General features: G+C 67.1%; 29 protein-coding genes. 14 read left to right on the forward strand and 15 right to left on the reverse strand.

Features of this window, described 5'->3' with window-relative positions:
• Genes gspD through FHR22_RS01065 form a run of 12 tightly spaced genes read left to right on the forward strand, consistent with a single transcriptional unit; the run spans position 1 to position 11,083 of the window.
• Complete coding sequence (gene gspD / locus FHR22_RS01010; protein WP_166938025.1) at positions 1–2,208, forward strand: type II secretion system secretin GspD; 2,208 nt, start codon at positions 1–3, stop codon at positions 2,206–2,208.
• Complete coding sequence (locus FHR22_RS01015) at positions 2,205–3,698, forward strand: ATPase, T2SS/T4P/T4SS family (protein ID WP_166938027.1); 1,494 nt, start codon at positions 2,205–2,207, stop codon at positions 3,696–3,698. Before gspD ends, FHR22_RS01015 begins: the two co-directional genes overlap by 4 nt.
• A complete protein-coding gene (gspF, locus tag FHR22_RS01020) occupies positions 3,691–4,905 on the forward strand; it encodes a type II secretion system inner membrane protein GspF (protein ID WP_166938029.1) in 1,215 nt (404 codons plus the stop codon). The genes FHR22_RS01015 and gspF overlap by 8 nt, the downstream gene beginning before the upstream one ends.
• A 1-nt stretch (position 4,906) precedes the next feature.
• Positions 4,907–5,413, forward strand: coding sequence for a type II secretion system major pseudopilin GspG (gene gspG, locus FHR22_RS01025; RefSeq protein ID WP_279588389.1), 507 nt, complete (start codon positions 4,907–4,909; stop codon positions 5,411–5,413).
• Entirely contained in the window at positions 5,388–5,864 is a 477-nt protein-coding gene (locus tag FHR22_RS01030; protein WP_166938031.1) for a GspH/FimT family pseudopilin, read from the forward strand. Before gspG ends, FHR22_RS01030 begins: the two co-directional genes overlap by 26 nt.
• On the forward strand, positions 5,854–6,240 hold the full coding sequence (gene gspI / locus FHR22_RS01035) for a type II secretion system minor pseudopilin GspI (protein WP_341786524.1): 387 nt from the start codon (positions 5,854–5,856) through the stop codon (positions 6,238–6,240). Before FHR22_RS01030 ends, gspI begins: the two co-directional genes overlap by 11 nt.
• Positions 6,237–6,965 carry a type II secretion system minor pseudopilin GspJ gene (gene gspJ, locus FHR22_RS01040; protein WP_166938033.1) on the forward strand — a complete coding sequence of 243 codons (729 nt, stop codon included), beginning with the start codon at positions 6,237–6,239 and terminating at the stop codon, positions 6,963–6,965. Before gspI ends, gspJ begins: the two co-directional genes overlap by 4 nt.
• A complete protein-coding gene (gspK, locus tag FHR22_RS01045) occupies positions 6,962–7,966 on the forward strand; it encodes a type II secretion system minor pseudopilin GspK (protein WP_166938035.1) in 1,005 nt (334 codons plus the stop codon). The genes gspJ and gspK overlap by 4 nt, the downstream gene beginning before the upstream one ends.
• A 1-nt stretch (position 7,967) precedes the next feature.
• Positions 7,968–9,113, forward strand: a complete 1,146-nt coding sequence (gspL, locus tag FHR22_RS01050; RefSeq protein WP_166938037.1) for a type II secretion system protein GspL — start codon at positions 7,968–7,970, stop codon at positions 9,111–9,113.
• Positions 9,110–9,592, forward strand: a complete 483-nt coding sequence (gspM, locus tag FHR22_RS01055) for a type II secretion system protein GspM (protein WP_166938039.1) — start codon at positions 9,110–9,112, stop codon at positions 9,590–9,592. Before gspL ends, gspM begins: the two co-directional genes overlap by 4 nt.
• Entirely contained in the window at positions 9,589–10,305 is a 717-nt protein-coding gene (gene gspN, locus FHR22_RS01060; protein WP_166938040.1) for a type II secretion system protein N, read from the forward strand. The genes gspM and gspN overlap by 4 nt, the downstream gene beginning before the upstream one ends.
• Position 10,306: 1 nt before the next feature.
• A complete protein-coding gene (locus tag FHR22_RS01065) occupies positions 10,307–11,083 on the forward strand; it encodes a prepilin peptidase (protein ID WP_341786526.1) in 777 nt (258 codons plus the stop codon).
• Here the strand turns inward: FHR22_RS01065 and pal are convergent.
• The 15 genes from pal to FHR22_RS01140 form a co-directional block, all read right to left on the reverse strand.
• Entirely contained in the window at positions 11,070–11,579 is a 510-nt protein-coding gene (pal, locus tag FHR22_RS01070) for a peptidoglycan-associated lipoprotein Pal (protein WP_208417435.1), read from the reverse strand. The genes FHR22_RS01065 and pal overlap by 14 nt on opposite strands.
• Before the next feature lie 113 nt (positions 11,580–11,692).
• Positions 11,693–13,066, reverse strand: coding sequence for a Tol-Pal system beta propeller repeat protein TolB (gene tolB / locus FHR22_RS01075; RefSeq protein ID WP_166938042.1), 1,374 nt, complete (start codon positions 13,064–13,066; stop codon positions 11,693–11,695).
• A gap of 6 nt (positions 13,067–13,072) precedes the next feature.
• On the reverse strand, positions 13,073–13,894 hold the full coding sequence (locus FHR22_RS01080) for a hypothetical protein (RefSeq protein WP_166938044.1): 822 nt from the start codon (positions 13,892–13,894) through the stop codon (positions 13,073–13,075).
• 10 nt (positions 13,895–13,904) lie between these two features.
• Positions 13,905–14,402 carry a protein TolR gene (gene tolR / locus FHR22_RS01085; RefSeq protein WP_166938046.1) on the reverse strand — a complete coding sequence of 166 codons (498 nt, stop codon included), beginning with the start codon at positions 14,400–14,402 and terminating at the stop codon, positions 13,905–13,907.
• A complete protein-coding gene (gene tolQ, locus FHR22_RS01090; protein ID WP_166938048.1) occupies positions 14,402–15,100 on the reverse strand; it encodes a protein TolQ in 699 nt (232 codons plus the stop codon). The genes tolR and tolQ overlap by 1 nt, the downstream gene beginning before the upstream one ends.
• Positions 15,094–15,573: a YbgC/FadM family acyl-CoA thioesterase gene (locus FHR22_RS01095; RefSeq protein ID WP_166938050.1), complete on the reverse strand. Its 480-nt coding sequence runs from the start codon at positions 15,571–15,573 to the stop codon at positions 15,094–15,096. Before FHR22_RS01095 ends, tolQ begins: the two co-directional genes overlap by 7 nt.
• 121 nt (positions 15,574–15,694) lie before the next feature.
• Complete coding sequence (ruvB, locus tag FHR22_RS01100) at positions 15,695–16,723, reverse strand: Holliday junction branch migration DNA helicase RuvB (RefSeq protein ID WP_166938052.1); 1,029 nt, start codon at positions 16,721–16,723, stop codon at positions 15,695–15,697.
• Positions 16,716–17,126, reverse strand: coding sequence for a GFA family protein (locus FHR22_RS01105; protein WP_166938054.1), 411 nt, complete (start codon positions 17,124–17,126; stop codon positions 16,716–16,718). Before FHR22_RS01105 ends, ruvB begins: the two co-directional genes overlap by 8 nt.
• On the reverse strand, positions 17,123–17,863 hold the full coding sequence (locus FHR22_RS01110) for a ParA family protein (protein WP_166938056.1): 741 nt from the start codon (positions 17,861–17,863) through the stop codon (positions 17,123–17,125). Before FHR22_RS01110 ends, FHR22_RS01105 begins: the two co-directional genes overlap by 4 nt.
• Entirely contained in the window at positions 17,860–18,459 is a 600-nt protein-coding gene (gene ruvA, locus FHR22_RS01115) for a Holliday junction branch migration protein RuvA (protein WP_166938058.1), read from the reverse strand. Before ruvA ends, FHR22_RS01110 begins: the two co-directional genes overlap by 4 nt.
• Positions 18,460–18,708: 249 nt before the next feature.
• A complete protein-coding gene (gene ruvC / locus FHR22_RS01120) occupies positions 18,709–19,182 on the reverse strand; it encodes a crossover junction endodeoxyribonuclease RuvC (RefSeq protein ID WP_166938059.1) in 474 nt (157 codons plus the stop codon).
• 165 nt (positions 19,183–19,347) lie between these two features.
• Positions 19,348–20,094, reverse strand: a complete 747-nt coding sequence (locus FHR22_RS01125; RefSeq protein ID WP_166938061.1) for a YebC/PmpR family DNA-binding transcriptional regulator — start codon at positions 20,092–20,094, stop codon at positions 19,348–19,350.
• Positions 20,095–20,167: 73 nt separating this feature from the next.
• Entirely contained in the window at positions 20,168–20,485 is a 318-nt protein-coding gene (locus tag FHR22_RS01130) for a YbjQ family protein (protein WP_166938063.1), read from the reverse strand.
• A 31-nt stretch (positions 20,486–20,516) separates the two neighbouring features.
• Positions 20,517–20,759 (reverse strand): DUF2312 domain-containing protein, encoded by a 243-nt coding sequence (locus tag FHR22_RS01135; RefSeq protein WP_088474124.1) that lies wholly within the window; start codon positions 20,757–20,759, stop codon positions 20,517–20,519.
• Between the two features lie 63 nt (positions 20,760–20,822).
• A complete protein-coding gene (locus tag FHR22_RS01140) occupies positions 20,823–21,161 on the reverse strand; it encodes a DUF1244 domain-containing protein (protein WP_166938065.1) in 339 nt (112 codons plus the stop codon).
• A 109-nt stretch (positions 21,162–21,270) separates the two neighbouring features.
• Between FHR22_RS01140 and pyk the strand changes: the two genes are divergently transcribed.
• Entirely contained in the window at positions 21,271–22,725 is a 1,455-nt protein-coding gene (gene pyk, locus FHR22_RS01145) for a pyruvate kinase (protein WP_166938067.1), read from the forward strand.
• A gap of 197 nt (positions 22,726–22,922) precedes the next feature.
• On the forward strand, positions 22,923–23,696 hold the full coding sequence (locus FHR22_RS01150; RefSeq protein WP_166938070.1) for an arginyltransferase: 774 nt from the start codon (positions 22,923–22,925) through the stop codon (positions 23,694–23,696).
• Positions 23,697–23,948: the final 252 nt, after the last annotated feature.

Here is a 23,948-nt window from a genome sequence, read left to right on the forward strand (position 1 = left end):
ATGCGTCTTAAATTGTCCCTGATGCTTGCCGCTGCCCTGATTTCCGCGACGCCGGCGCATGCCCAATATACGCTGAACGTCCGCGATGCCGACATTCGCGCCTTCATCCAGGATGCGGCGCGAATCACCGGGCGGACGTTCGTCATCGACGGACGCGTGAACGGCAAGGTGTCGGTGGTGACCGACCGTCCGCTGTCGCGCAGCGAATATTTCGAGATTTTCCTCTCGACCCTGCGCTCCAACGGCCTCGTCGCGGTGCCGGGTCCGAACGGCAGCTACCGGGTGCAGCCGATCGACGGCGCTGCGGCGCAGCCCGGCCGCATCGGCAGCGGCGGCGCGGCGCAGAACCAGTTCGTCACCGAAATCATCCGCCTGCGCCACATCGACGCGGTGTCGGCGGTCGAAACGCTGCGCCCGCTGGTCAGCGCGCAGGGCTCGCTCACCGCGAACCGCAACGCCAACAGCCTGGTCGTCGCCGACTTCGCCGACAATATTCGCCGCATCCGCGCGCTCGCCAGCAGCATCGACCGCGACAGTTCGACCAGCCAGATCGTGACGCTGAAAAACGCCGGCGCGCGCGAAATTGCCGCGGCCCTGCAAGCGCTGGTGCCCGCGGCGGGCGAGGGCGCGCAATCCCCTGTTGCGATCGTGCCCATCGACAGCAGCAACGCGATCGCGCTGCGTGGAGACCAGGCGATGGTCGCGCGCTTCGTCCAGATGGCGAATGATCTCGACGCGAAAGCGGCCGGCGGCACCGAACTCCGCGTCTATTGGCTCGAACATGCCAATGCCGAAACGCTGTTGCCGACGATCCAGCAGCTCGTCGGCGGCGGCAGCGATCCGGCGCAAAAGGCGGGGCTGCCCCCCGCGTCCTCTTCGTCGTCATCATCCTCTTCGTCGTCGTCGAGCGGTTCGGCCGTTCCCACGGCGGCGGCGCCGACCGCATCGGCATCGGTCAGTGGCAGCGGTGGCAGTATCGCGACCCGCGGTCCGGCGATTGTCACCCGCTACGAGGGCGCCAATGCGATCATCGTCGCCGCGAACAGCGAAGTGCAGCGTATGCTGGGCGAATTGATCCGCCAGCTCGACAGCCGCCGCGAACAGGTGCTGGTCGAGGCGATCGTCGTCGAGATCGGCGACGATGCGGCGAAGCGGCTCGGCGTCCAGTTCCTGCTTGGCGGCAAGAATATCCCGTTCGTCGCGACGAACTACAGCAATGCGCAGCCCAATATCTTCACGCTGGGCGGCGCTTACGCGGCGAACCAGCTGTCGCAGCAGACGACGACGGTCAATGGTACGACGACGGTGACCCAGACGAACAGTTCGCTCGGCAGCAGTCTGCAGGAGGCGGCAGCGGCGTCGCTGCTGACCGCAACCGGCGGCTTTGCGGGTTTCGCGGGTGACATCGGCAAGAACACGATCTTCGGCGCGATCATCAACGCGGTCAAATCGGACACCACATCGAACCTGCTCGCGACCCCGCATATCGTGACGCTCGACAATCAGGCGGCAAAGTTCCTTGTCGGACAGGAAGTGCCGATCACGACGGGCGAGGCGCTCAGCGACAATTTCGACAACGCCTTCCGCACCGTTCAGCGCGAAGAGGTCGGCATCAAGCTGGAGGTCACGCCGCAGGTCAATGGCGCGGGTGAGGTGAAGCTGTTCCTCCGCCAGGAAGTGTCGAGCGTCGCCGGACCGGTGTCGTCGCGCAACAGCGACCTCATCCTCAACAAGCGTTCGTTCGAAACCGTGCTGACCGTCGATGACGGCGAAATCCTCGCGATCGGCGGCCTGCTCAACGACGACGAGCGCAAGACGATCGAGCGGATCCCGCTGCTCAGCGATATTCCCTTGCTCGGCGAGCTTTTCAAATCGCGCAGCCGCAGCCGGACGAAGACCAATTTGATGGTCTTCATCCGCCCGACGATCCTGCGCAATCGCGAGGATAATGCCGCGCTGACCGCGCGCCGCTACGGCTATATCCGCCAGTTCCAGCTTAACCGGAACCCTGACGAGGAACCCGCGATCGACACGCTCGTGCGCGATTATATGGGCACGACGCCGCCGGCACCGCCCGCGGCGAGCGATGTCACCGTCGGCCCCGTCGACCTGCCCGCGCTGCGCGGCCCCGACGGCAGCGTCACGCCGACCGAGGTGCCGCCCTCGATCTCGAACGCGCCGGCACCGCCGGCCAGAGACTATCCGTGACCGATCCCGAACCGATCGCCGCCCCGCCGGCGCCGGTCGACATCCCCTATGGCTTCGCGCGGACGCATGGCGTCGTCATCGCGCCGGGCGAAAACGGCGCGTGGCTCGCGACGCTGCGCGAGGGCAGCGATCCCGCGGTCCTGATCGAAGTGAAGCGCTATCTGGCGCAGCCGCTGCGCGTTGCGACCGCCAGCGTCGCCGACTTCGACCGGCTGCTGTCGGACCATTATGCCGTCGATGCCTCGGCGGCGGCGATGGCGGGTTCGCTCGACGGCGGCGATCTCGATTTCAGCCTGCCGAGCGCCGAGGATCTGCTCGACAGCGCCGACGACGCGCCCGCGATCCGCCTGATCAACGCGATCATCGCGGAGGCGGTGCGGCAGGGGGTCAGCGACATCCATATCGAACCCTATGAAAGCGGGCTTGTCGTGCGGATGCGCACCGATGGCGTCTTGCGCGAACATCTGCGCATGCCGCCGCACGTCGCCCCCGTCGTCGTCAGCCGCATCAAGGTGATGGCGCGGCTCGACATCGCCGAGCGCCGTATCCCGCAGGACGGGCGTATCGGGCTGACGCTGGCGGGCAAGGCGGTCGACGTCCGTGTCTCGACCTTGCCCAGCCGCGCGGGTGAACGCGTGGTGATGCGTATCCTCGACAAGGACAGCGCGGGGATCGACTTTGACGTCCTTGGCCTGACCGGCGCCGCCGACCAGATCTTGCGCGAGGCGCTCGCCGAACCCAATGGCATCATCCTCGTCACCGGGCCGACGGGTTCGGGCAAGACGACCTCGCTCTACGCCGCCTTGAAGCAGCTCAACGACGGCCAGCGCAACATCCTGACCGTCGAAGATCCGGTCGAATATGCCGTCGACGGCGTCGGCCAGACGCAGGTCAACGCCAAGGTCGGGCTCGATTTCGCCGCGGGGCTGCGCGCGATCCTGCGCCAGGATCCCGACGTCGTCATGGTCGGCGAAATCCGCGACCGCGAGACCGCCGATATCGCGGTACAGGCCTCGCTCACCGGCCATCTTGTCCTGTCGACCGTCCACACCAACGACGCGGTCGGCGCGATCACGCGCCTCAAGGATCTGAAAGTCGAACCTTTCCTGCTCGCCTCGACCTTGCGCGCGGTGATCGCGCAGCGGCTCGTCCGCAAGCTTTGCGACCATTGCCGCGAACCGGTGCAGGCCGACAACAGCGTCGCCGCGATGCTCGGGCTCGACATCGGCACCGTCATCTGGCGCCCCAAGGGCTGCGACCAGTGCGGCCAGACCGGCTATAAGGGCCGCATCGGGGTATTCGAGGCAATCAAGGTCGACGAAACGGTGCGCCGCTACATCTATGCCGGCGGCGACGAAGCGATGATCGCCAAGCACGCATTCCTGAAGGCGCCGACGCTCGCGTCGGCGGCGCGCGCGATGGTTGCCAAGGGACTGACGACGGCCGAGGAGGCGATCCGCGTCGCGCGGCGCGAGGATGTCGATGCCTGATTATCGCTATGTGGCGATCGACCCGCAGGGGCGCGAGCGGAAGGGACGGTTGACTGCGGCAAACGACGATGCCGCGCGCGCCAGCCTGACCGCGCGCAAATTCCATATCGTCGCGGTGGAAAGCGCCGGCGCGCGCCCCGCGTCGCGCTCGCTGCTTGCCTTTCGCCGCGCAAAGCTCTCAAGCAAGGAACTTGCACTCTTCACGCGCCAACTCGCCACCCTCGCCGAAGTCGCGCCGCTCGAGGAAGCCTTGCGCACGCTGACGCGCCAGAGCGAGGCCGAAAGCGCGCGCGCGGTGATCGCCGACGTCCACGCCGGGCTGCTCGAGGGCCGCCGCCTCGCCGATGCGATGGCGCGCCAGCCGGGCAGCTTCCCGCCGCTTTACCGTGCGATGGTCGCGGCGGGCGAAACCACCGGCAGCCTGACGACGATCCTCGCGCGCCTCGCCGACCTGCTCGAACGCCAGGCCGAAGTGCGCGGCAAGCTGATCGCGGCGCTCGCCTATCCGATCGTCCTCGCCGTCGTCGCGATCGGGGTCGTCGCGGCGCTGATGATCTTCGTCGTTCCGCGCGTCGTCGAACAATTCACCGATGTCGGCCAGCAATTGCCCTTCCTGACCCGCGCGGTGATTGCGATCTCGGGTTTCGCCGCAAGCTGGTGGTGGCTCGTCCTGCTGCTGCTCGCGGCCGCGACCTTCGGCTGGGTCACCGCGATGCGCCGCCCCGGCTTCAAGGCGCGCGTCGATGGCCGCCTGCTTCGCCTGCCGCTTTTCGGCCGCCTGCTCCGCGATCTTTATGCCGCGCGTTTCGCGCGCACGCTCTCGACGATGGTGTCGAGCCGGCTGCCGCTTGTCGAGGGGCTGCGCCTGACCGTGCCGACGATCCGCAACGCCGCGCTGGCCGGCGCGACCGCGAATATCGTCGATCAGGTCCGCGCCGGCGGCAGCCTTTCGGCGGCGCTTCGCGATGCCGGAGTCTTTCCGCCGCTGCTCGTTTACATGACCGCGAGCGGCGAAAGCGCCGGGCGGCTCGAACAGATGCTCGAACGCGCCGCCGACTATCTCGAACGCGAGTTCGACCGTTTTACCGCCGCCTCGATGGCGCTTCTCGAACCTGTCATAATTGTCCTTATGGGGTCTTGCGTCGCGCTCATCATTCTCGCCATCCTGCTTCCGATCCTCCAGTTGCAGAACCTCGCAGGTCTATAATATGTCGCTCATGCAGCTTTTCCTTCGCCTGATGCTCGATACCTCCTTTTCCAATCAGGGGCGTGCGCCCGCCGTCCGCCGCCGCAAGCGCGACGAGCGCGGCTTCACGCTCACCGAACTGATGGTCGTGATCTTCATCATCGGGCTGCTCGCGACGGTGGTGATGATCAACGTGCTGCCGAGCCAGGACCGCGCGATGGTCACCAAGGCAAAGGCCGACATCGCAACGCTCGAAACCGCGCTCGAACAATATCGCCTCGACAATCTGACCTATCCGGCATCGGGCGACGGCTTGAATGCGCTGACCACGCCGCCGCCTGCGCTCGCGCAGCCCGAACGTTATCGCCGCGGCGGCTATATCAAGAAACTCCCGGCCGATCCGTGGGGCCGTCCCTATAATTACCAGGCGCCGGGGCCGAACGGAAAGGCGTTCGACGTCTGGTCGCTCGGTGCGGATGGAGCGCCCGGCGGAACCGACGACAATGCCGACATTCGCGGAGAAGGCTGAACGTCGCTCCGGCGAACGCGGCTTCACGCTGGTCGAACTGATGGTCGTGATGGCCATCATGGCGCTCGCGGCGGCTGCGGTCGTGCTGACGATTCCCGGCGAAGAACGCACCGTGCGCAGCGAGGCGGACCGCCTTGCCGCGCGCCTCGCCGCCGCGCGCGATGTTGCGGTGATCGAAGGGCGTGGGGTGGCGGTCAGTTTCGCGCCGTCGGGCTATGGTTTCGAACGGCGGATCGAGGGGGCGTGGCAGTCGTTGCCCGGCCGCGCCTTCGAACGGCGAAGTTGGCCGGGCGGTATCCGCTTCGTCGCCGGTGACGGCCAGGGGGCCGCGCGTATCGTCTTTGATCGCGTCGGCACCAGCCCGACCCCGCAGGCGGTCGTGCTGTCCGGTGGCGACGCACGCGAGATCGTCCGCGTTTCGGCGACGGGGGAGGTCAGCCGTGGGCAATGATGCGGCCCCCCTTTCTCGCAGTGGCGAAGCGGGCTTCACCCTGCTTGAAATGCTCGTCGCGCTCAGCATCATCAGCATCGCCGCGCTGACGCTCGTGCGCCTCGACGCTTTCGCCGTGCGGACGGCGGGGGACCTCGATGAAAGCACGTTGGCGGGCATCGTCGCGCAGAATCGCGCGGTGGAGCTGTGGAGCGATACCGCCCCGCCAACGATCGGCAACAGCACGAGTGGCGTCGCCAACGCCGGCCGCAACTGGCGTATCGAACAGCGCGTCGCGAAGACCGCCGACGACAGCCTGCTGCGCATCGACCTGACCGTCCGGCCCGAGGCGGGACGCGGGCAGGCGGTGCTGACGATTATCAGGCCATCGCGATGAAAAAATTGGTCTGCGCCCTGTTCCGTATCCCCGCGAAGGCGGGGATCCAGAGCCTTACATACCTGCCCGGCGTTCATTCGCTCTGGGCCCCCGCCTGCGCGGGGGCGCGACCATCTCGCGATGATCGCGGCTTCACGCTCGTCGAAATGCTCGTCGCGCTGTCGATCTTCGCGATCATAGCGGCGATGGGAGTCGGCCTGCTCCGCAGCAGCATCGACACGCAGGATGCCGTGCAGGCGCGGCTCAAGGCGATGAGCGGGATCAATCGGGTGCGCGCGGTGATGGCAAACGACCTCGCGCAGGCGGTGCAGCGCCCGACGCGCGGACAGGCGGGCGAGCCGGTGCCGGCGTTCATCGGCTCCTCCTCCGGTTTTGCCTTTGTCCACGGCGGCGCGAGCGCGCTCGACGGCAGCCCGCGTCCCGATGTCGAACGGGTCGGCTATGCCTTCACCGGTGGCGAGTGGCGGCGCGCGACGCAGCCGATGCTCGACGGCACCGCGCTCAGCGACGGCGACCGGCTCATCGGCGAAGTCGATGCCGTCGCGGTGCGCTACCGCGACGAGAAAGGGAATTGGAGCGATGGCTGGACGTCCGACCCCGGCGATCGCCTGCCGCGCGCGGTCGAGGTGCGGCTGACCCGCCGTGCCCGCGAGCCGCTGACGATGCTGTTTCTCACCGCGCCGACCTTGCCGCCCCCGCCGCCACCGCGGGCGCCGCCGTCATGATCCGGCGGTCGAAAGACGAACGCGGCGCCGCGCTGCTCAGCGTGTTGCTGCTTGTTGCCGTAATGACGGTGATCGCGGCGACCGCGCTCGACCGGCTGACCCTCGCGACGCGGATCGCGGGCAGCGCGGCGACGGTCGATCAGGGCCGCGCCTACAGCTTTGCCGCCGAACAGATCGCGCTCGGCCGCGTTGCCGATCTGGTCGGGCGCGACACCTCGCGGCTGACGCTTGCGGGCGGCTGGCTCGGCCGCGAATTCGCCCTGCCATTGCCCGGCGGCGAAGCGCGTGCCCGGCTTGCCGATGCGAATAATTGCTTCAACCTCAACGCGCTTGTCACCGAAGCCGCGCCGGGGCGGCTCAGCCAGCGCGCGGGCGCGATCGCGCAGTTCGCCGAATTGATGACCTTGCTGGGGGTCAATGCGGGCGAAGCCAAGGCGATCGCCGGCGCGAGTGCCGACTGGATCGACAGCGACAGCAATGATGGCCCGGAGGGGGCCGAGGATGGCGTCTATCGTTCGATGCAGACCTCCTATCTGCCGGCGAACCGCAAGATGGCCGATATCAGCGAACTGCGGGCGGTGCGCGGGGTGACGCCAAAAATCTACGCGCGGCTCAAATCCTGGATCTGCGTGCTGCCGGTCGCCGATCCGATCCGGCTCAACGTCAACACGCTCACCCCCGAACAGGCACCGCTGATCGCAATGTTGCGGCCTGGCGAAATCGGCATCGCGAATGCGCGCGCTGCGCTGGCGGCGCGGCCCGCCGACGGCTATGGCAGCAGCGTCCGATTCTGGAAGTCCGGCCCGCTGGCCGGGGTCGATCCGGGGGATGCCGCCGAACAGGCGGGGATGACGAGCCGCTGGCTGACGCTGACGACGAATGTGACAATGGGGGACGGATATTTGACTTCGGTGTCGCTCATCGATGCTTATGGCGGGGCCCCGGCGGCCGGCGCAGCGCCGCCATCGGTCGTCCGCCGCGATTGGGGCGAGAGCGACTGAGATGGCGCATGTGCTGATACTCTGGTTGCCGCCCGTGGCGGCGCTTGGCGACGAAAACATCCGCCCGGCGTGGCTGCGCGTCGACGATGGCGTGATCGTCGATTCGGGTCAGGACGACGGCTGGGTCGATGCCTGGGAAAAGCCGCAGGACAAGGGCGCCGACGACGACCGGCTGGTCGCGCTCGCGCCCGCCGCCGACGTGCCGGTGCGCTGGCGGTTCTATCCCGACGCCGCCCCTGCACAGGCCGCCGCGGCGGCGCGGATCGACACGCTGAAGGACAGCCTCGGCGATGCGGCGGCGCTCCATATCGTGGCCGGGCAGCCTGCCGAAGCAGGGCAGGCGGTGCCCGTCGCGGTCACTACGCATGCGGCGATGACGGCGTGGACCGAATGGCTGGGCGCGCGCGGCCTGACCCCGGCGGCGATCGTGCCCGCCGCGGTGGCGGTGCCGCCGCCCGAGCCCGATACGCTGTGGACCGCCGAACTTGGCGGCGAGCAGATTGTTCGCACCATCGACCGGGCTTATGCATCCGATCCCGACCTCGATCCGCTGATCGCTGGCGCGCACGATATCGCACCGCTCGATCCTGACCGGATGCGCGAGGCATTGCTGCTGTCGGTGGCGACGCCGCCGCTCGACCTGTTGACCGGCGGCTGGAAACCGAAACGCAAATGGCCGGTCGATCCGGCGCTGCTGCGGCACGCGAAACGCCTGTTCATCGCACTCGTCGCGATCAGCTTGGCGGTGCCGATCATCCATGCGATCCGCCTGGCGAGCGACACCGGCCGCGCCGAAGACGCCACTGTCGCGATGGCGAAAAAGGCGGGGGTGACCGCCGCCGATGCCTCGGCCGCAGAGGCCGAACTCGATCGGCGGCTCGCCGCGGCGGGGGGCGGGCCGCTGGCGTTCTCGGTGCCCGCATCGGCGCTCTACGATGCCATGGACGACACGCCGGGCGTGACGCTGAAGACGCTGTCGCACCGCACCGACGGCACGCTGACGACGACGATCGCCGCGCCGCGCGTCGACGATGTGAACAAGGTGCTGCTGGCGCTGCAGGCGCGCGGCTATCGCATCACCGCGCAGCCGATGGCGGGCAGCGACGGGCTGCAGATGGCCAATGTCACGATCCGGGCGGTGCCATGACCGAAAAATTGCAAATCTGGTGGACAGGGCTTTCGCTGCGCGAACGCTGGCTGGTCGGCATCGCGGGCGCGCTGGCGCTGGGCGTGCTCCTCTGGGCGGGGGGCCGCCCGGCCTTCGCCGCCTTCGCCGATCTCGAGGTGCGGCATGGCGCCGCGATCGAACGCGAGGGCCGCGTCGCGGCAAAAGTGGGGTTGCTCGCGCAGCGCCCGGCGAAGTCGGTCGCCGCGGCGGTCGATGCCGTCGCGATCGATCAATATCTCGCGCAATCGGCGAGCGAGATCGGGCTGACGCTCGACCGCAACGAGGCGCGCGGGCAGGGGCAGGCGACGATCGCCATCGCAAAGGCCAAGGCCCCAGTACTAACCGACTGGCTCGCTTCGCTCGAAGGGCAGGGTTTCGTCGTCGATCAGCTGACGATCACGCCCGCCGCGGACGGCACGGTGGGCATGACCGCCGAACTCAGGAAGGGCGGGCAATGACGATGCGTATGCGCTGGGTGATCGCGGCCTTGCTGCTCGCGCTGATCCTGATCGTCGCGACCTTCCCGATGCGCCTCGCGCTGGGCCTGGCGGGCGCGAGCGATGCGGGCATCACCGCGCGCGAGATTCGCGGCTCGGTCTGGTCGGGGGCGCTCATCGACGCGCGGCTCGGCGCGCTGCCGCTCGGCAGTGTGCGGGCCAGCCTGTCGCCGCTCGCGTTGCTTGGCGGACGCACCGAACTCGCCTTTTCGCGCGCCGACGAACAGCTCGGTCCGCTGACCGGGCGGCTGCACGGCAGCAACCCGCGCGGGATGTCGGAGGTCAATGGTGCGACATCGCTTGCCGGCGGTTTCGGTCTCATTCCGGTCGACACCATCCGGTTCGAAGGCGCGACCGTTCGTTTCGACGAAGGTGGTAAATGTGTCGAGGCGAACGGGCGGATCCAGCTTTCGGTCGGGACGCGGATTGCAGGTCTCGACCTGTCGCGCGGGCTGTCCGGGCCGCTCACTTGCGCGGGCGGGCGGGCACAGGCCGCGCTTTCGAGCCAGTCGGGAATGGAACGGCTGACCTTGTCGTTCGACGGCAGCGGCGCCTATCGCGCCCGATTTGCGATCAATGTCGATCGCGATCCGACGATGGCGGCGGCGCTCGCGGTGCTCGGGTTCAAGCCGGGATCGGGCGGTTTCGTCCTGACCAGCTCGGGCCAATTCTGACGTGCCCGATCCGGGCGCCTTGCCCTTTGGCGCCGGCGTCGCTTTCGCCGCGCTGATCGGGTTGGTCCTCGGCAGTTTCATCGCGACATTGGTGCTGCGCTGGCCCGCCGGGCGGTCGGTGCTCGGGCGGTCGCAGTGCGATGCGTGCCGCCGGCCGCTTGGCATCCGCGATCTCGTGCCGCTGTTGTCGGCGCTCGCGGTGCGCGGCCGCTGCCGCCAGTGCGGCGCACCGATCGATCGTTTTCACAGCCGGGTCGAGATCGCTTCCGCGCTGATCGGCGCGCTGGCGCTGGCGCTGATGCCTGGGGTGGCGGGCTGGCTGTGGGCGCTGTTCGGCTGGCTGCTGCTGCCCCTGGCGCTGCTCGACGCGCGCCATTTCTGGCTGCCTGACCGGCTCAACGCTTTGCTCGCGATCACCGGCCTGCTGCTCGCCGGGCCACTGCTGGACACGCCGCTGGTCGATCGCTGGATCGGCGCGCTGGCGGGCGGGTTCGCCCTCGCGGCTGTTGCCTGGGCCTATCGCCTTGCGCGCGGCGGCGACGGCATGGGCGGCGGCGATCCAAAGCTGGTCGCGGCGATTGGGGCGTGGCTCGGCTGGCAGGTGCTGCCGCTGATGCTGCTGCTCGCCAGCCTCGGCGGCATCATCTGGGCGCTCGCGATGCGCAATGAAAAAGGGGACACGCCGCTGACGTTGCGGCGCATCCCCTTCGGTGTTTTTGCCTGCACCGCGGCGTGGATTGCGGTGCCGGTCTGGCCTTTATTGATCAGCGTTCGATAACGACGGTTACCGCGCGGCGATTCTGCGCCCAGGCTTCCTCGTTCGATCCGACCGCGGCGGGGCGTTCCTTGCCATAGCTGATCACCTGGATCCGGTTCGGATCGATGCCCAGCGAGGCGAGATAGTTTTTCGCGGCATTGGCGCGGCGTTCGCCGAGCGCGATATTATAGTCGCGCGTGCCGCGTTCGTCGGCATGGCCTTCCAGCAGGACGCGCACCGCCGGGTTACGCTGCAGCCACTGCGACTGGCTCTGCAGCGTCGCCTGGTCTTCGGCATCGACATTATACTGGTCGAAACCGAAGAAGATGCGGTCCGAAGACACGTTGGCGATGAAATCCTGCTGCGATCCGGGGACCACGCCGGTGCCGGTGCTCGGGCCGGTGTCGCCGGTGCCTTCGGGCGCGGGGGGAAGCGTGTCAGGGGCCTTTTTCGAGCAGGCGCCAACAGCGAGCATGGTGATCGCCGCGATCATCGCGGTCGTTTTGCGTATCGTCATGTCTTCTGTCCTCTTGTTGTTGCACTCATTTGGTGTCGGTGCAGAGTTAAGCCGCATTAGGATGGCGATTCAACCCCGCGGATTTCCTTTGGTTCCGCCCCATGCGCTGCGGATCAGGGCAGGACGGGACCCCAGCTCGGATCCGAACCATCCTGCGGCGTCGGCAGGCGGCGCAGGTTCACCCCGGTCAGGTCGACCTGCCACAGGCTCGATTTGCCCTCGCGGCCGGGCGAGGTGCGGAAGAACTGGATGACGCGGCCGTTCGGCGACCAGGTCGGCGCTTCGTCCTGCCAGCTGTTGGTGAGCAGGCGGACGCCGCCGCCCGACGGGGTCATCACGCCGACGCGAAATTCGCCGCCGCCCATGCGAGTGAAGGCGATCAGGTCGCCGCGCGGCGACCATTCGGGGGTTGCCGCGCGTCCGCCGCCAAAGCTGATCCGCTGCTGGTTCGACCCGTCGATGTTCATCGTATAGATTTGCTGGCCGCCCGACCGGTCGCTTTCGAACACGATCTTCTTGCCGTCGGGCGAAAAACTGCCGCCGACGTCGATGCCGGCATTGTTGGTCAGCCGCACCGGCGTGCCGCCATTGGCCGAGATGCGATAGATGTCGGTGTTGCCGCCGACCGCCATCGAATAGAGGATCTGCGTTCCGTCGGGCGACCAGCGCGGCGCAAAGGTTGCGTTGCCGCTTTCGGTCACCAGCTTCTGCGAGCCATTGGCGACGTCGTAGATGAAGACGCGGACGCGGTTGTTCAAATAGCTGACGTAGACGATCTTCTTGTAATCGGGCGAGAAGCGCGGGCTGATCGCCAGCGCCTGGCCGTTGGTGATGAAACGGTGGTTACCGCCATCACTGTCCATGATCGCGAGGCGCTTGATACGGTTTCCTTTGGGGCCGCTCTCGGCGATATAGGCAACGCGGCTGTCGAAGAAGGGCGCCTCGCCCGACAGGCGCGAATAGATGGCGTCGGCGCATTTATGCGCGGCGCGGCGCCAGTCGCCGGGCTGGATTTCGAACCCCTGGCGCACCAGCTCGCTGCCGAGCTGCGTGTCGTAGAGATAGCAGCCGACGATCAGCCCGCCGGTGCTGTTGGTGCGCACGAAACCGTGGACGACATTCTCGGCGTTGCGCGCCTGCCAGTCGGCGAAGCGCGGCGCGGTGACTTCGGGCATCGTGATCGCGCGCACGCTGCCCGGACCGAGCGGCGCGTAAAGGCCGCTCCGCTCAAGATCGGCGGCGATGACTTCGGCGATCTGGCGCCCGAGGCTGTCGGTGCGCAAACCCGCGACGGTGGTGACCGCAGGGGTCGCCAGCGCCGGAATCGCGATGACGGTGCGCTCCTGCGACAGCTGGCCCTCGATCGTTTCACGCGGTTCGGTCTGCACGGTGGCGGGGGGCGCGACGGGGGCTGCCGTTTCCTGGGCCAGCACGGGCGCTGCGGTCAGCAGCAAGGCAAGCGACAGGCTGATGGGACGGAAGGTCATCTCTACTTACCTCTTGATGAAATCGAGCGTGTAATTCTGCCAGAAGCTGTAATTTTCTTCGGGCAGGTCGAAGGGAGCGGCGAGTTCGACGGCGCGTTTCGCGCATTCCTGATGCCGCTGGACCTGGAACTTGTTGCTGTCGTTTTCGCCGGTCGTCGTGACGCTGGTAAAGCCCGCGAGCGCGCCCGACTGGGTCAGACGGAACTTCACGACGGTCTTGAGCTGGTCGACGTCGACCCCCGACACGCGGCAGCCATTCCAGCGCGGGGCGACCGCCGACTTGATGCTGACATCGATCGATCGCCTGACCTCGGCCGCGGTCTTTGCCGCAGGCGCGCCCTTGCTGGGTGCCTTGGTCGGTTCGCGGCCGAGCCCGTCGGTGATTCCGTCGAGGCGGCCGGTCGGGCGTGTCGTCGCCTTCTTTACTGGCGCTGATTTGGGCGCGGCCTTCGGGGTTTCCTTCTTGACCGCGGGCGGCGTCTTCTTGGGCGGCGCTGGTGTCGGGCGTGCGACCTGTTTTGGGGCGGGCGCGGGCGTCGGACGGACGATCGGTTCAGGTTCGGGCGGCGCCGGCATCGGTTCGGGCGCGGCGATATCGACCGCGTCCTCTTCGCCAAGGCGGGCGGCGGGCGGCGTGTCGCTGAGCACCGGCGCGGACGATGTTGCCGCGGTTTCGGCGATCAGGTCGACCTCCATCGGCGGATTGTCGAAACGCCGGTCGCCCGCGGTCCATTGCACCGACAGCAGGCCGATAATCAGCACATGCGCGACGACCGCGACAAGGATGCCGCGTTGCTGATTGCCCCTCTCTGCCCGTGGTCCGACCATGATTTTCAGCCTATTGCCCGGTTTCTGAACGGGTGGTGACCGCCGCCGGTTCGGTTTCCGACCCTGTCGTCACCAGCGCGATGCGCGACAGCCCGGCGCGGTTGAGCTCGCCCATCACGCGCATCACCCGGCCGTAATCGAGCCCCTTGTCGGCACGCAGCATGATCTGGCGCGGCCGCTCGCCTTGTTTCTGCTCGCGCGCGATCGCGTCGAGCCGCGCCGGCAGTTCGGCCTCGCTCACCGGCTCCTCGCCGATATAGAGCGCATCGTCGCCGGTGATCGACAGTTGCACCGGCTCCTGTTCCTCGGTCTCGACCGGCTTCGCGCGGCTTTCGGGCAGGTCGACGGGAACGGCGGAGGCGAGCAGCGGCGCGGTGATCATGAAGATGATCAGCAGCACCAGCATCACATCGACCAGCGGCGTGACGTTGATTTCCGACATCGGCGCGCGGCGGCTGCCGCGTCCGCGCCGGCCGCCGATGCCGCCGGAGGGGCCGGTCATCGCCATCAGGCTTCGACCTCGAGTTCGCGGCTGAAGGTCGCGTGCAGCCCGTCGGCGAAGCGGCCGAGGCGCGATTCGAGCCGGTTCAGGCGCTGCGAAAAGGCGTTATAGGCGATGACCGCCGGAATCGCCGCGAACAGCCCGATCGCGGTGGCGAACAGCGCTTCGGCGATGCCCGGGGCAACGACGGCGAGGCTGCTGTTATTCTCGGCCGCGATCGCGGTGAAGCTGCGCATGATGCCCCATACGGTGCCGAACAGCCCGACGAACGGCGCGACCGACCCGATCGTCGCGAGTGTGCCGATTTTCTCGGCCAGCTTGTCGACTTCGCCGGCGATGGCCGCGTTCATCGCGATGCCCAGCCTTTCGCGGGTGCCGTCGCGGTCGACATTCTTGCCCGCGGTCGAGCGGCGCCATTCGCTGATCCCGGCGGCTAGGATCTTCGCGCTCGGCAGTTCCTCGCGGCCATTCTCGTCATAGAATTTGTCGAGATTGCCCGCGCGCCAGAAATCGCGTTCGAAGCGTTCGGACGCGCGCATCTGCTTGCCGACGCTGCGGCCGTGGGTGAAAATCACCGCCCAGACATAGATGGAGGCGGCGAGCAGCCCGATCATCACGCCCTTCACGACCCAGTCGGCCTGGATGAACAGCGCGATGGGGGACAATGTCGCCGCATCGGCGGCCAGCTTGATATTGTCTAGCAAGGGATATTCTCTCCATTCATGATGGCGGTAAACCGGTCGGCCCAACCCGCCGGCTGACGGCGCGGCCGGCCCCCGGGCGACAGGAAGGCCGCGGTGACTTGCCCGTCGGTAAATGTCTGGCCGCTTAACGTGTCAGGTCCGCGAAGGATGCGCTGCGCGATGATCACGCTCGCGCCGCGCACCGCTTCGACGGTGCTGACGACGAGCAGGTCGTCGTCGAGCCGCGCGGGCAGGCGGTATTTGATGCTGAGGTCGGTGACCGCCCAGGCGCCTTCGCCCGCGTCTATCGCCGCGCGCTGGTCGATGCCGGCCAGGCGCAGCATGTCCGATCGCGCGCGCTCCATATAACGCAGGTAGTTGGCGTGATAGACGATACCGCTGAGGTCGGTGTCCTCGAAGTAAACGCGCGCCCGATAATGGTGCGCAGCCCCGACGAAGGCGCCGGGGATGAAGGGGGGCGGTGCGTTTACCATTGTTCCGATCGATAGCGATGCTTCGACTCGTCGCAAACCCCTAACCAGCGATTCGTCGCAGGGAGGGGACGATTGATGGCAGAAAAATGCGGATGTTGACGAAAGTGCCGCGCAGCGCGGATCAGGCCTCGGGGTCGAAAAGACTGTCCTGAACCCCGGTTGGCGGCAATAAACCCAAATGTTTCCAAGCGCTTGTGTTCAGCATCCGGCCGCGCGCGGTGCGTGCGATCAGGCCGATCTGGAGCAGATAGGGCTCGATGACATCCTCGATCGTGTCGCGCGGCTCCGAAAGTCCCGCCGCGAGCGTTTCGACGCCGACCGGCCCGCCACGATAAATGTCAGCGATCATAAGGAGATAGCGCCGGTCCATCGCGTCGAGTCCGAGCGCGTCGACTTCGAGCCGGTTGAGCGCCGCGTCGGCCGCGCGCGCATCGACGATATCATGCCCCGCGACCGTCGCGAAATCGCGTACGCGGCGCAGCAGCCGCCCGGCGATGCGCGGGGTGCCGCGCGAGCGCTTGGCGATTTCCAGCGCACCGTCCACCGCGATCGGCAGCGCCAGCAGCCGCGCGGCGCGCGTGATGACCTGCTGCAATTCGCCATGCGTGTAGAAGTTGAGCCGCACCGGAATGCCGAAGCGGTCGCGCAGCGGCGTTGTGAGCAGCCCCTGCCGTGTCGTCGCCCCGACGAGGGTGAATTTGGGCAGATCGATGCGCACCGAACGCGCCGACGGCCCCTCGCCGATCATGATGTCGAGCGCGCGGTCCTCCATCGCGGGATAGAGGATTTCCTCGACCGCGGGCGACAGGCGGTGGATTTCGTCGATGAACAGGACATCGCCATCCTCGAGATTGGTGAGCAGCGCCGCGAGGTCGCCCGCCTTCGCGATCACCGGCCCGCTGGTCGAGCGGAACCCGACGCCAAGCTCGCGCGCGACGATCTGCGCCAGCGTCGTCTTGCCGAGCCCCGGCGGGCCGAAGAACAGCACATGGTCGAGCGCGTCGCCGCGCGCCTTCGCCGCCTCGACAAAGATCCGCAGATTCTCGCGCGCCGCAGCCTGCCCGACGAACTCGGCGAGCGACTTGGGGCGCAGCGCGGCGTCGGCATCCTCGGGGGTGCGGATGGGGGTGGTTAGGGCCGGCTCAGTCATAATGCTCGATCCCCTCGCCGCTGATCGAAACCCAAGGTTCCTGGCGCTCTTCATAAACCGAATAGTCGGGGACGAAGCCGTGCCCCGGCTCGAAGTTGCCGAGCGGTATCGCATAGGCGTCATGATAGGGCCGCGCCCGGTACCAGACGCCCGAGCCGCAGGTGCCGCAAAAGAAGAAGTCGGCGGTGTTGCCGCTGGCGCCGGTGTACTGCCACATCTTGGCATTCGCTTCGCCTTCGACGCGGACCTGCCCGGCCGGGAAGCGGACCTGTGCGGCAAAGGCGCTGCCGCTCCGCACCTTGCATTCGCGGCAGTGACAAACCGACACGCGGATCGGTTCGCCGGTGCAGGCGATGCGGATCTGGCCGCAGCGGCAGGCGGCGTGGCGGATGCGATCGTTCATGATTTGGTGGCGAGCCGTTTTTCGATCGCCTGCCACAGCGCGGCGACCGCCGCGACCGGCGCGCTCTTGCGGCCGGCGATCGCGCCGATCGGCGCGCGCGCTTCGGTCATGCGCTCATAGGCGCTGGCCATCGGGATCACGGGCCAGTCAGGCGTTTTGGCGAGCGTGGCCCGGTGCAGACCCCGGCGGCGATCGACCATGGAAAAGACAGGGAGCAACGGCACGCGCAGCGCTTTCCTGCCGCCCATATGCTCCTCGATCGCATCCAGCGCGCGGCGCGCGAGCGGCGAGGGGATGACGGGGACGATCACCAGATCGGCGGCGCGGAGAATCTGCTCGGACGTGTCGGAAAGCCCCGGCGGGCAGTCGATAAGTATCCGGTCGTATCCGCGTGCAAGGTCGCCCGCGATCTTCGCGAGCCGCTTTTTCTTGTCGAGTTCGTGAAATTCGACGTCGAGCCCGCGCAGCGATTCATCGGCCGGCAGCAGGCTGAGGCGGTCGGTCGCGGTCGGCGCGATCAGCTTTGCAGGGTCGAGGTCGCGGCGGATCGCTGCCTGCGCCTTTCTGCCCGCGCCGTCATGGCCCAGGATATAGGTCGCGGCGGCTTGTCCGTCGAGGTCCCAGAGCAGGGTGCGGCGGCTCGACAAGCTTGCCGCCGCCCACGCGAGATTGACCGCGAGCGTCGTCTTTCCGACCCCGCCCTTGAGGCTGTAGACCGCGATCGTCTTGCCGGTCATTTCGCCGCCTTCTTGAGCGCCACGCGCACCAGCGCGTCGAGGCTGGCGCCCGTACCGAGCTCTTCATTCGCCGCCGCGACCGCGGTGCTGGCTTCGCTGGGTTTGAAGCCGAGACCGGTGAGCGCGGCGACGGCGTCGCCGAGCGGGCCCGATGTGGCGGACAGGGCCGGACCCGAACCCGCAATCCCGCCCAGTGCCCCTGCCTTGTCCTTCAGTTCATGCGTGATCCGCTGCGCCAGCTTCGGGCCCACACCATTCGCCCGCGCGATCATGGCGCTGTCGCCGCTCGCGAGCGCGCGCTGGAGTTCGCCGATTTCGAGTGCCGAGAGGATCGCCAGCGCGACCTTGGCACCGACCCCCTGGACGCTGGTGAGCAGGCGGAACCAGTCGCGTTCCTCGGCCTTGGCGAAGCCGAGCAGGCGCAGGAAGTCCTCACCGACGAGCATTTCGGTGTGGATGGTGACGTCGCCGCCGACCGCGCCGAGCGCGTCGAGGGTGCGCGCCGACGCTTCGACCAGATAGCCGACGCCGCCGACGTCGATCACCGCATGGCCTGCGCCGCTGCTGTCGAGCCGTCCGGTGAGTTTTGCGATCATGTCGCTGTGCTAGCGCGATGGGAATGAAAAGGGAACAAGGAAGGAGGAATGTCTCACGCAAAGGCGTGAAGAAGATAATCTCACGCAAAGGCAGATGTCGGTTTTGGCAGCGGCGTTGCATCTTCACCGCCGGTTGCTTGATTGCCTGCCGGACTTCGTCCGGCCTTCAACAGCGAAGGCCCGGCCCTCAACGGCTCCGCCAGCGAGGAACTGCCCTCTTCGCGCCTTTGCGCCTTTGCGTGAGACTTTTCAAACGCGCGACCGATGGTTCGCATGGCAAATCGCGACCGCGAGTGCATCCGCCGCGTCTGCCCCCGCGACCTTCGCGCCGGGAAGCAAGATGCGCAGCATGGCCTGCACCTGCTCCTTCGCCGCGCCGCCGGTGCCGACGACCGCTTTCTTGACGAGGCGCGGCGCATATTCGGTGACCGTCAGGCCGCCACGCGCGCAGCCGAGCAGCACGACGCCGCGGGCATGTGCCAGCTTTAGCGTCGATTGCGGATTGTCGTTGACGAAGACTTCCTCGACCGCGGCGCATGCCGGGGCATGGTCGGCGATCACCGCCGCCAGCACCGTGTCGAGATAGGCGAGCCGGTCGGGCAGTGCCGCCTTGGCGTCGGTCTTGATCTGGCCATTGGCGATATGGCTGATCCGGCTGCCCTCGACGCGGATGACGCCCCAGCCGGTACAACTGAGCGAGGGGTCGAGCCCGAGGATGATCATCGCTTCTCCTCTCCCCTCGGGGGAGAGGATGGGCAGGCTTGCCAGCTTGGCTGGCTAGCCGGACTTGGCGAGGGAACGCGGCGGAGGCACACCCTCACCCAGCTACGACTAGCGGGCAGAGCCCGCAAGCCTTCACATCCCTCTCCCCCCAGGGGAGAGGGTTTATCAGCCGAGCTTTTCCATCACCGCGTCGGGAATTTCGTAATTGCCCCATACGGTCTGGACGTCGTCGTCGTCGTCGAGGGTGTCGATCAGCTTGAACAATGTTTGCGCGGTCGCCTCGTCGCCGATTTCGCTCTTCAGCGTCGGCCGCCACGCGAGCTTGACGCCTTCGGCTTCGCCGAGCTTGGCTTCAAGGGCTTTTGCGACCTCGTGCAGGCCGTCGACGGCGGTCCAGATATCGTGGCCGTCCTCCGACGATTCGACATCGCTGGCACCCGCATCGAGCGCCGCTTCGAACACCGTATCGGCGTCGCCCGCCTTGGCGGGATAGCTGATCAGGCCGAGGCGGTCGAAGCCGTGGCTGACGCTGCCGCTCGTGCCCAGATTGCCGCCGTTCTTGCTGAACGCGGTGCGCACATTGGTCGCGGTGCGGTTGCGGTTGTCGGTCAGCGCCTCGACGATCAGCGAGACGCCGCCGGGGCCATAGCCTTCGTAACGGATTTCCTCGTAATTATCGCCGTCGCCGCCCGCAGCCTTGTCGATCGAACGCTGGATATTGTCCTTTGGCACCGACTGCGCCTTGGCGGCGTTGATCGCGGCGCGCAGGCGCGCATTGGCGTCGGGATCCGGCAGGCCCATTTTCGCCGCGACGGTGATTTCGCGCGAAAGCTTGGAAAACAGCGAGCTGCGCTTTTTGTCCTGCGCACCCTTGCGGTGCATGATGTTCTTGAATTTACTATGGCCGGCCAAGCCACCCTCCATCGGTAATTTTGAAAGCTGACGCCGCCCCTAGCGCGGCTGCGCCGGGCAGACAACCGGCGCGTCAGACGACAACCGCCGTCCCGCTGGCCGAGACCATCAGCATCGATCCGTTCTGGCCGAGCACTTCATAGTCGAGGTCGACGCCGATTACGGCGTTGCCGCCAAGCTTCACGGCTTCGGCTTCCATTTCGCCCAGCGCTTCCTTGCGCGCGCGGGCCAGGACATCCTCATATTTGCCCGAACGGCCGCCGACGATGTCGGTGATCGACGCGAACAGGTCGCGGAACAGGTTGGCGCCGACGATCACTTCGCCGGTGACGATGCCCAGATATTCGCGGACCGGACGGCCTTCGACGGCGTTGGTGGTGGTGCTGAACATCGTCACTCTCCTGTCGTTTGGGTAGATTGCTTCAGTCGATCCCGAGCGCGCTCTTATACACGTCGAGGATCGCTTCCATTTCCTTGCGGTCGTGCGGCGGCAATTTGCGCAGGCGCACGATCTGGCGCATGATTTTCGGGTCGTAACCCTGCGATTTCGACTCGTTATAGGTGTCGCGGATATCGTCGGCGATGCCCTTTTTCTCTTCTTCCAGCCGTTCGATACGCTCGATGAACAGGCGCAGTTGCTGGTCGGATACGGTGGCTTCGCTCATTTTATGCTCCGGTAGTTGGGATGGGTCGCCGCGAGAATCGCCGCTGGCGCGTCCGTAGCCGGGTCAGGGATTCTTGGCCAAGCTTTCTTTCATCCGCGCGACCTGTTCGGGGGTGGCGGGCTGCTGCTGGTGCAGCGCTTTCCACTGGTCATAGGGCATGCCGTAGACGATCGCCCGGCCGTCGACCCAGTCCATCGGTTGCGCGCTTTCCTCGCTCGCCTCGGCGACCCAGTCGCCCAGGCAGTTGCGGCAGAAACCCGCCAGACCCATCAGGTCGATATTCGCGGCATCGTCGCGGTGGCGCAGCAAGCGGACGAGGCGGCGGAACGCCGCGGCGGCGACCGCATCGTCGAGGCCGTCGAGCGCATCGCCGGGGGCGGTCTGGTCGTCGCTGCAGGACATGGCGGATTTCCTTCTGGTGATGGCATGAATAGCTATACGCGGCTTGCCCTGGCGGGGACAGAGCGCCTAGGCAAGCCACCCAGCCCATTTCAACCGTCGGAGCCTTTTTGTGGTCCAGAGTTTTACGCCCCGCCAGCGCAAGGTGCGCATCCTGGCGACGCTTGGCCCTGCGAGCGCGAACCCGGAGATGATCGCGGCGCTCCACCGCGCCGGGGCCGACGCATTTCGCGTCAATATGAGCCACGGCGATCATGACGGTCATGCGAAGGTCATCGCCGCGATCCGCGCGCTGGAGAAGGAAACCGGCCGGCCGACGACGATCCTCGTCGACCTGCAGGGACCCAAATTGCGCGTCGGCACCTTCAAGGACGGCCCTGCCGAACTGGTGAAGGGCAAGCCATTCATGCTCGACACCGACAAGGCGCCGGGCGACGCGACGCGCGTGCATCTGCCGCATCCCGAACTGTTCGCGGCGCTCGAACCCGATACGCGGCTGCTGGTCGACGACGGCAAGCTGGTCTTGCGCGTCAAGCGCGTCAACGCGGATCGCATCGAAACGGTGGTCGAGGTCGGCGGCCGGATTTCGGACCGCAAGGGCGTGAATGTCCCCGACGTCGTCGTCCCGCTGGCCGCGCTCACCGAAAAGGATCGCAAGGACCTCGCCTTCGCGCTCGAGCAGCATGTCGACTGGATCGCGCTTTCGTTCGTTCAGCGCCCCGAAGACGTCGCCGAGGCGCGGCGGCTGATCGGCGGCAAGGCGGCATTGCTCGTCAAGTTCGAAAAGCCGTCGGGCGTGCAGCGGCTGGAGGAGATATTGGAGATCGCCGACGCGGCGATGGTCGCGCGCGGCGACCTTGGCGTCGAGCTTCCTCCCGAAGCGGTGCCGCCGCTGCAGAAACGCATCGTCGCGACCGCGCGAGCGATGGGCAAGCCGGTGGTGGTGGCGACGCAGATGCTCGAATCGATGATCGTCTCGCCCTCGCCGACGCGCGCCGAAGTCAGCGATGTCGCCACGGCAGTGTATGACGGGGCCGACGCGATCATGCTGTCGGCCGAGACCGCGGCGGGCGCCTGGCCGGTCGAAGCGGTCACCATGATGGATTCGATCGCGCGCTCGGTCGAAAGCGATCCCGATTATTTCCGCCGCCTGCATTTCACCGAGACCGCGCCCGACGCGACGACCGCCGACGCGCTGGCGGAAGCGGCGGGCAACATCATCAGGACGATCGCCGCCGATGCGATTATCTGTTTCACCTTTTCGGGTTCGACCGCGCGCCGCGTCGCGCGCGAGCGGCCGGGCGCGCCGCTGCTGGTGCTGACGCCGAAGCGCGACGCGGCACGGCGGATGGGGCTGCTGTGGGGCGCGCACGCGGTGCCGACCAAGGATATCGGCAGTTTCGAAGAGATGATCGCCAAGGGCAAGCGCATGGCGCTGCGCCACGGCATCGGCCGGCCGGGCGCCAAGCTCGTCATGATGGCGGGCGTCCCGTTCGGCACGCCGGGGTCGACCAATGTGCTGCACGTCGCGACACTGACCGGCGACGAGCTGCGCGAATACGCCTAGCGGCGAGTCGTTTCTGATTCAGATCGGCACAAAAGTTACTCCCCGATTCAGGAACTTCGCGAGTTGAGTCAGAACGGGACGGACAAAAATGGTAAATGGTCTTTGCACCATTGACCGGGCGCGGCATATTCGGTGCATGTAGTGCGTCGGGACCCGCGTGGGGGGATCGGCATCGCAAGCCCGGAGGTTCCATTCGCGTGTCCGCACCGTTCCGTTTCCCGCGTTTCTTCGTCACCAGCCCCGCGCCTTGCCCCTATCTTGCGGGCAAGACCGAGCGGAAGGTGTTCACCGAACTCAGCGGCAACAGTGCGAACGAACTGAACGACGCACTCGGCCGCATCGGGTTTCGCCGCAGCCAGTCGGTCGCCTATCGTCCGAGCTGCGCCGATTGTTCGGCCTGCGTATCGGTTCGCGTCTGCGCGGGCGAATATGCGCCCAGCAGCTCGCAGAAGCGCAACATGCGCCGCAACCGCGACCTCGTTGCCACCGCGTGCAAGCCATGGGCGACCGAGGAACAATATGGGCTGCTCCGTTCCTATCTGGGCTCACGCCACCCCAATGGCGGCATGGCCGACATGGACGAGCAGGATTTCGCCGACATGGTGGAGCAGAGCCCGGTCGACAGCTATATGATCGAATATCGCGAGCCGACGGCCGACGGCAGCCGCGGCCGCCTCGTCGGCTGCTGCCTGACCGACCGGCAGGGCGACGGCCTTTCGATGATCTACAGCTTCTTCGACGCCGCGCACCCGATGCGCGAAGGGCTGGGCACCTATATCATCGCCGACCATGTGCTGCGCGCCGCGAACGCCGGCTTGCCTTATGTGTACCTCGGCTACTGGATCGAGGGATCGGCGCGAATGGGTTATAAGGCCCGCTTCCGCCCGCTTGAAAAGCTTGGTCCCGACGGCTGGTCGCGGTTCGAACCGGCGGCGGTCGACCGGGTCGCGGCGCTGCTCGAACTCGCCTGAGCCGCCGCCGGAGACCCTTTGGGGTGGGGAGCGGACATATAGCCCTCTCCCCTTTAGGGGAGAGGGTTGGGAGAGGGGGACGTGGCCAAACCCCTCTCAACTCCGGCTAGCCAGCAAGCTGGCAAGCCTGCGTATCTCTCCCCTAAAGGGGAGAGAGTAATCCGTGGAACGTCCGCTTCCGGCCGAACGCCACCCGCACCTCACCGCACCCGGCCAGTTGCGAACGTCTCGCAGATCAGTCTCGCCGGTTGA

It is taken from the genome of Sphingopyxis panaciterrae (assembly GCF_011762125.1).
Lineage (GTDB): Bacteria > Pseudomonadota > Alphaproteobacteria > Sphingomonadales > Sphingomonadaceae > Sphingopyxis > Sphingopyxis panaciterrae.